General features: G+C 63.3%; 3 protein-coding genes. All 3 read left to right on the forward strand.

The genetic code is table 11. From position 1 onward, the window contains the following. Positions 1-7 precede the first annotated feature (7 nt). From NCS67_RS25650 to NCS67_RS25660, 3 genes are read left to right on the forward strand one after another with little or no spacing between them, the layout of a single operon-like run. Complete coding sequence (locus NCS67_RS25650; RefSeq protein WP_250437162.1) at positions 8-4,969, forward strand: non-ribosomal peptide synthetase; 4,962 nt, start codon at positions 8-10, stop codon at positions 4,967-4,969. 13 nt (positions 4,970-4,982) lie between these two features. Next, entirely contained in the window at positions 4,983-6,329 is a 1,347-nt protein-coding gene (locus NCS67_RS25655) for a lysine N(6)-hydroxylase/L-ornithine N(5)-oxygenase family protein (RefSeq protein WP_250437163.1), read from the forward strand. Positions 6,330-6,367: 38 nt separating this feature from the next. Beyond that, a complete protein-coding gene (locus NCS67_RS25660) occupies positions 6,368-7,228 on the forward strand; it encodes a formyl transferase (protein WP_250437164.1) in 861 nt (286 codons plus the stop codon). Positions 7,229-7,624: the final 396 nt, after the last annotated feature.

A 7,624-nucleotide genomic window follows, 5' to 3' on the forward strand; every position in this document is an offset into this window, starting at 1 on the left:
GACACGCATGACGCAGGCCAAACCCGATCTGCTTTCGCTCGCGACGCGCTTCGCGCAGTTGCCCGATGCGCAGCGCAAGGTGTTCGTCGCGCGACTCGCCGATGCAGGCATCGACTTTCGTACGCTGCCGATTCCGCCGCGCACGCGAGGCGATGCGTGCGAAGCGAGCGTGCCGGCATCGTTCGCGCAGACGCGTCTGTGGCTGCATGCGCGCATGATCGACGAGCCCGCGGCGTATCACATCACCGAGCGCCTTCAGCTCGATGGCGCACTCGATGCGAATGCGCTGCGCCTTTCATGCGATGCGTTGATCGCGCGTCACGAAGCGCTGCGTACTACGTTCAGCGAGGGCGCGGACGGCGTGCTGCAAACCGTGCACGCGCCCATGCGCTGTCCGTGGCATTCGGTGAACCTCGAGCATCTTCCGGTCGCCGAGCGTGAGGCACGCGCCACGGCGCTCGCGCTCACCGATGAATCGCGTCCCTTCGATCTCGCTCACGCCCCGCTCGTGCGCGCGCATCTGATCAGACTCGATGCGAACACGCACTGGCTTTCTCTGACGACGCATCACATCGTGTCGGACGGGTGGTCCGCCGATATCGCGCTTGCCGAGCTTGCTTCGTTCTATCGCGCGTATGCGTGCGGCGAAGCGGTGTCAGTTGTGCCGTTGCCCATTCAATACGCGGATTTCGCGCTTTGGCAGCGGCGCTGGCTCGATGCGGGCGAGCGCGAACGTCAACTGGACTTCTGGCGCGCACGGCTCGATCCATCGCGCGACGTATTGATGCTGCCCGGCGCGGCAGCGCGTCCCGGCGAGCGCAGCGCGCGCGGTGCGCGCCATCTTTTCACGCTCGATGCAGCGCTTGCGGCGCGATTGCGCGTCATCGCAAGCGAATATCGCGCGACGCCTTTCGCCGTTTTGCTCGCCGCGTTGAGCGCGCTCTTCGCGCGCGCATCGGGCGAGGCGCATATACAAATCGGCGTGCCCGCGGCGAACCGCGAGCGTGCTGAAACGGCAGGACTGGTCGGCTTCTTCGTCAACACGCTGACGCTCGCTTCGCGCGTCGATGCAACGCAGTCGTTCTCGATGCTCGTCGATACAACGCAAGCCGCGCTCGTCGATGCGCAGTCGCATCAGGATGTGCCGTTCGAGCAGGTCGTGGAAGCGCTCGGCGTCGTGCGCAGTGCGAGTCATCATCCGTTGTTTCAGGTCATGGCGGCATATGGCGCGCGCCGCATGTTGCCTTCGTTCGCCGATGTGCGCGTGACCGAATTGCCTTCGGGCGCGCCGTTCGCGAAGTTCGATCTGACCGCGAACTTCGAGGAACGCGCGGACGGATCGCTTGCGGCCGCTTTCGTCTACGCGCTCGATCTCTTCGAAGCCGATGCCATTGAACGCCTCGCGCGCCGCTTCGTCGAGTTGTTGAGCAATGCACTCGACGCACCGCCAACGCTCGTCGGCGATCTGCAATGGTTGCCGCAAGACGAACGCATGCAGCTCGACGCATGGAATCGCCATGCGCCTGAACATGCGCCCGAATTCGTCTCGGTGCATGAACGTATCGCACGCCATGCGCGTGCGCGACCGGATGCGCGCGGCGTCGCGGATATGGAGCGCGCCTTCACGCGCAGCGAAGTGGATGCACGCGCGACGCGCATCGCGCAGCGTCTCATCGATGCGGGCGTGCGCGCTGAAATGCGCGTGGGCGTCGCGTTGAGCCGTTCGGTCGATCTGCTCGTCGGCCTGATCGCGGCGCTCAAGTCGGGCGGCGCATTCGTGCCGCTCGATCCAAGTCATCCGCGTGAACGTCTCGCGCAGATTCTCGACGATGCGCGCATCGAGCACATCATCACCGAGCGCGCGAGCATCGATGCGTTGCCCCTTCCAGCGAGCGCACGCGTCCTGCTTCTCGACGATGAAACCCTCTACGCCGACGATGCAACATCGCGCATCGCATTGCCCGATGTCGTCGCGGAGCAAGCGGCGTATGCGATCTACACATCGGGTTCGACGGGCAAGCCCAAGGGCGTGATCGTCGATCACGGATCGTTCGCGCGCCATTGCGTCGCCATCGCGCAACGTTATGGCGCGACCGAGCGCGACACGTTCATGCTGTTCCAGTCGGTTAATTTCGACGGCGCGCACGAAGGCTGGTTCTCGCAGTACATCAGCGGCGCGGGGGTCGCGATCACCGCCGATACGCTATGGCCACCCGCGCTGACCTGCAAGCTCATGCGCAAAGAGGGCGTGACGATGACCTACGTGCCGCCCGGTTGCGCGACGCAGCTTGCGGAATGGGCGCTCGTGCACGGCGCGCCGCCGACGTTGAAGTCGATCACGGTGGGCGGCGAAGCGACATCGCGTGAAGCCTTCGCGTTGATGCGCCGCGCGTTTCCGAATGCGCGCATCGTCAACGGATATGGTCCGACGGAGACCGTCATCACGCCGATGCTGTGGATGTTCAATCCCGGCGACGATCCCGCGAAGCTCGCGGATTGCGCCTATCTTCCGATCGGCACGCTTGTCGGCGCGCGCACCGCGCATGTGCTCGATGAGCGCTTGAATCCGCTGCCCGTCGGCGTGATCGGCGAACTGTATCTCGGCGGCGAAGGCGTGGGCGTCGCGCGCGGCTATCTCGATCGTCCTGCATTGACTGCCGAGCGCTTCGTGCCCGATCCGTATGGCGAGCCGGGCGCGCGTCTGTATCGCACCGGCGATCTCGTGCGGCGTCGCGCCGATGGCGTGTTCGATTTCATCGGCCGCGTCGATCATCAGGTGAAGCTGCGCGGCTTGCGTATCGAACTCGGCGAGATCGAAGCGCAACTCGCCGCACACGACGATGTGCGCGAAGCGTGCGCGGTCGTGCGTGGCAAGGGCGCGCACGCCGCGCTCGTTGCCTATGTCGAATTGAAAGCCGATGCACGCGAACGCGCCGCGCTGGGCCGCGCCGCCGATGCCGTCGAACTCGATGCGCATCTGCGCCGCACGCTGCCCGATTACATGGTGCCGGCGCATATTGTCGTGCTCGATGCGTTGCCGCGCAACGCAAACAGCAAGGTCGATCGTGCGGTGCTTCCCGAACCGCCGAAGAAGGAGCGCATCCACGAAGCGCCCGCTGCGGGCACGGAAGCCGCGCTCGCGAAGATCTGGCGCGACGTGCTCGATGTCGAACGCGTGGGCCGCGGCGATCACTTCTTCGAACTGGGCGGGCATTCGCTCGCGGCCGTGCGTGTGGTGACGCGCATCGCCGAAATGCTCGGGCGCGATGTGCCCGTGCGCGCATTGTTCGAAACGCCGGTGTTGTCGCAGTACGCAAAACGCGTGTTGCAGGCGGGGCTGTGCGAGGGCGCATCCGATGCAGGCCAGAGCGTATTCGAGGCCGACGAACACGGCGTGTGGCCGCTTTCCGCGGCGCAACTCGGCCTCTGGTTCTTATGGCGCGCGCAGCCGAAAAGCGCCGCATACAACATTCCGGTCGCGTTGCGGCTGCACGGATCGCTCGATTCCGATGCGTTGCGCGAAGCGCTTGCGCAAGCCGCCGCGCGTCATCCGGCGTTGCGCACACGACTGGTCGAACGCGATGGCGCGTTGCCGGGTCAGCGCATCGTGCCGATGTGGCGCTTCGAGTTGCCTGTGATCGATGTTGCCGGCAGCATCGACAAAGCGAAGCGCATCACCGATGAAGACGCGCTCACGCCGTTCGATCTCGCCAGTGCGAAGCAACTCTGGCGCGCGCGTCTCGTGCGTCTCGCCGATGACGATCATGTGCTCTCGCTCGTCGTGCATCACATCGTCTCCGATGGCACTTCGATCGATCTCTGGCTCGACGATATCCGCGCAACGTATGTCGCTTTGCGCAAGGGCGCATCGGTTGCAAAGCGCGCATCGAATGCGCTGGTGCTGCCTTCATCGGCGACGGGCGCGCGGCTCGCGTACTGGCGCGATGCGCTGAAGGATCTGACGGCGATTGCATTGCCCGCGCCGTCAGCGGGCCGTATCGAGAATCCGCAATGGCTCGCGAGCCGCATCGGATTCGATCTCGATGATGCGCTCATCGAACGCGCCCGCGCGCTCGCCGTGGAATGCCATGCCACGCTGCCGATGCTGCTGCACGCCGCACTCAACGCGGCGTTGCATCGCGTGACCGGCGTGCGCGATCAGCCGGTCGGCGTGCTCGCATCGACACGCGAATCGGCGGGCGACAGCGCGCGCGATGCACTCGGACTCTTCATCAACGCAGTCGTCGTGCGCACCCGCATGACGCATGACGATACGCCCGCGACTTTGCTCGCGACCGTGCGCGATGCGGCGCTCGCCGCCTACGCACACGCCGACGTGCCGTTTGCCGATGTCGTGTCCGCGTTGAACGCGCAGCGTTCCGGCGCGGGCAATCCGCTATTCCAGGTGATGTTCAACTATCTGCGCCCCGCCGCGATGGCGACGCGCGACTGGGCCGGCCTCGCGATCGAAGGTTTCGACGATGTGCGTCATCGCGTCGTGTTCGACCTCGAACTGGACGTGACGGAGTATCCGGATGGCCGCGTGAGTTGCGCGTTCTCTTATGCGAACGAGCGCGTGGCTGGGGCGTTCGTCGATACGCTCGTTACTCGTTTTCTCGCGACTGTAGAGCTGTTTGCGCACGCGCCGCATGAGGTATTCGACTCATGCGACGCCGCGTTCGAAAAGGCTGAAGGACTCGCGGCATCGATGGCATCGGATGAAGAGACCGATGAAGCGCGAGCGCTCGCGAGCCTATGGAGCGAACTCTTCGACGGCCAGACGCCCGCGCTGCACGACGATCTCTTCGCGGCGGGCGCGACGTCGTTCGCGGTCGTGCGCTTCGTCGATGCGGCGCGCAAAGCGGGCTTCGACATTGTTATTCATGACGTTTTCGCCACGCCGCATTTCGCCGGCCTCGGCGCGACGCTCGCACGCCGCGTCTCGCTTGCATCGATCAATGACATCTGAGAGACACAGGGAAATGAAAAAAGAAACCGTATTCGATCTGATCGGCGTGGGCTTTGGGCCGTCGAATCTGTCGCTTGCCGTGCGTCTTGCCGAAGAGCGCGGCGCGTCGAACATGACGCATTGCTATATCGAACGGCAAGCGGAATTCGGCTGGCATCGCGACATGCTGCTCGACGATTGCCGTATGCAGATTTCCTTCCTGAAGGATCTCGTCACGCAGCGCGATCCGACGAGCCGCTTTACGTTCATCAACTATCTGTTCGAGCGCGGGCGTCTGAACGAATTCGTGAACCTGAAGAACTTCTATCCGACGCGCGTCGAGTTTCACGACTATCTGAGCTGGGTCGCGCAAGCCTTCGATGATCGCGTGCATTACGGGCAGAGCGTGACGGCGATCGAACCCGTGCTCGAAGCGAATGGCGATGTGAGCGCGCTGCGCGTCGTATCGCAGGAAGCGGATGAGCGCGAGTGGCGTCGCGTGACGAAGGCATTGTCGGTCGGCGTCGGCGGCGCGGCGCGTGTGCCTGAGCCGTTCGCATCGCTCGGGCCGCATAACGTGATTCATTCGTCGGCGTATCTGAGTTCGATCGAGCGCGTCGCGGGCGATGGTCGCAACGGCAAGAAGCGCATCGCGATCATCGGTGCGGGGCAGAGCGCGGCCGAAGTTTTCGCCGATGTCACGCGGCGTTTTCCGCATGTCGATGCGACGCTCGTGATTCGCGCGAGCGCGCTCAAACCGGCCGACGATACGCCCTTCGTCAACGAGATCTTCAGTCCGGAGTTCACCGATATCGTCTTTGCGCAATCGGAAGATGGGCGGCGCTCGCTGATCGAGCGTTTCCGCGATACGAATTACGCGGTCGTCGATCGTCCGTTGATCGAGCAGATCTACGAAATGCTCTATTTGCAGAAGGTTTCCGATGAAACGCGACATCGTTTGCTGGCGAATACGGTCATCGAAAATGCGGCGCGTCGCGCGAATGGCGAGATCGAGTTGACGATGCGCGACGTGCTGACAGGTCACGCGCGCGCCGAGCGCTTCGATGCGCTCGTGCTCGCGACGGGTTATCGGCGCGACACGCATCTCGCGCTGCTCGACGGCCTTGCGCCGCATCTGGGCGACGCGCTCGCGCAGCGCAATGTGGGCCGCGATTATCGGCTTGTCACGCCTTCGAACTTCAGGCCGCGCATCTATTTGCAAGGCTGCTGCGAAGACAGCCACGGTCTTTCCGACACTTTGCTTTCGGTGTTGGCCGTGCGCTCGGACGAGATCGCGGCATCGCTTGCCGATGCCGGACAGGACCACGCCGTGAAGCAAGCGGCGGAGACGAGCGGCAGCCGCATGGCCGTGGCGCTTTGACGACTATTACTGGCGATGTTTGAAACGAGCGGCAATCAATGACGAAGCTAAAACTGGTCTACATCATGTCCTTGCGCAACGCGGCGGCGGATCGCGCGGGACAGCATATCGAATACAAGGGCGGCACGCGGTATATGAAGTCGCCGCTGGAGTATCTCGTCGAGCAACTCAATGGATCGCCGTTGGGCGATCTCTATTCGCTCGAAGGCGTGATCTACGACGATGACGAAGGCTCGCCGCGGGATCGCGAAAAACTGGCTGGATATGGTTTTCGTTATGCGCCGGGAGGGCAGTGGATTCATCCGCCGGGGCTCGCGGTGCGGGGCGTGCCGGTGACGAGTCTTCTTCATGCGATTCCTTCTTCTTATCGGCGGTTGGCTTTGGATGCGGTGAGCGAGCGGGCGGCGCAGAAGAGCGCGTTCGAGAAGCGTTTGCTGGAGAAGCTGCGTGCGCTCGATGCGGACTTCGTCGTGCTCGACGGGCTGCTCGTGATTCTCGATGAACTCGTTCGGCCCGGTGCGGAATATTGCCGGCGTATTGCGAATATTCATCCTGGGATTACGCGGCTTGGTTCGCCGTTTGAACGGCGAGGGGCTTATGCGACGCTCGATGCCTTGCATGGGGCGCGTGGCGAGCGCGTAGTCGATTGGAACGCGATGCGCGTTGAACCGGCGCCGGTGATCGACCGGACAGGCGCTTCGTTTCATTACGTCGATAACGGGATCGATTCTGGTGAAGTCATCTTTGATGTGCTTGGCACTAGCATCGATCCTTTAGATTCCATTCTCGAACTGCGCTGGAATAATTTTCAGCGGAGTCTGTTTCCTGCTTTGGACGGCGGGCTGCTTGCTATGGCCGGGGTGTTGGCGCCGGATCCCGATTACGTGTCGGTTTGTTAGCGTTGCCCCTTTGCGGGGCGGCACCTGCTTTCTTTGCTGTAGTCGCCGGATCCCGATTACGTGTCGGTTTGTTAGCGTTGCCCCTTTGCGGGGCGGCACCTACTTTCTTTGCTGTAGTCGCCGGATCCCGTATTCGCGTCGGTCTATTAGCGTTGCCCCTGTGCGGGGCGGCACTCACTTTCTTTGCTGCTGCAAAGAAAGTAAGCAAAGAAAGCAGCTTTTCAGGCCCGCGGTCACACGCAATTTGGGTAGTTCTCTCGTCCTCGATGGCACTCGCCTAAAGAGTGCCCTCAAAGGACCAATCGGGCTTGGCTCGCGCACGGTCCGCCGCCCGAAAACGCTGAGGACACTGGTTCAGCACGAAAGAGCTTCGGCACAGCGCTACGCGCTGCCGCC

Source organism: Caballeronia sp. ATUFL_F2_KS9A, assembly GCF_023630765.1.
In the GTDB taxonomy this organism is placed as follows: domain Bacteria; phylum Pseudomonadota; class Gammaproteobacteria; order Burkholderiales; family Burkholderiaceae; genus Caballeronia; species Caballeronia zhejiangensis.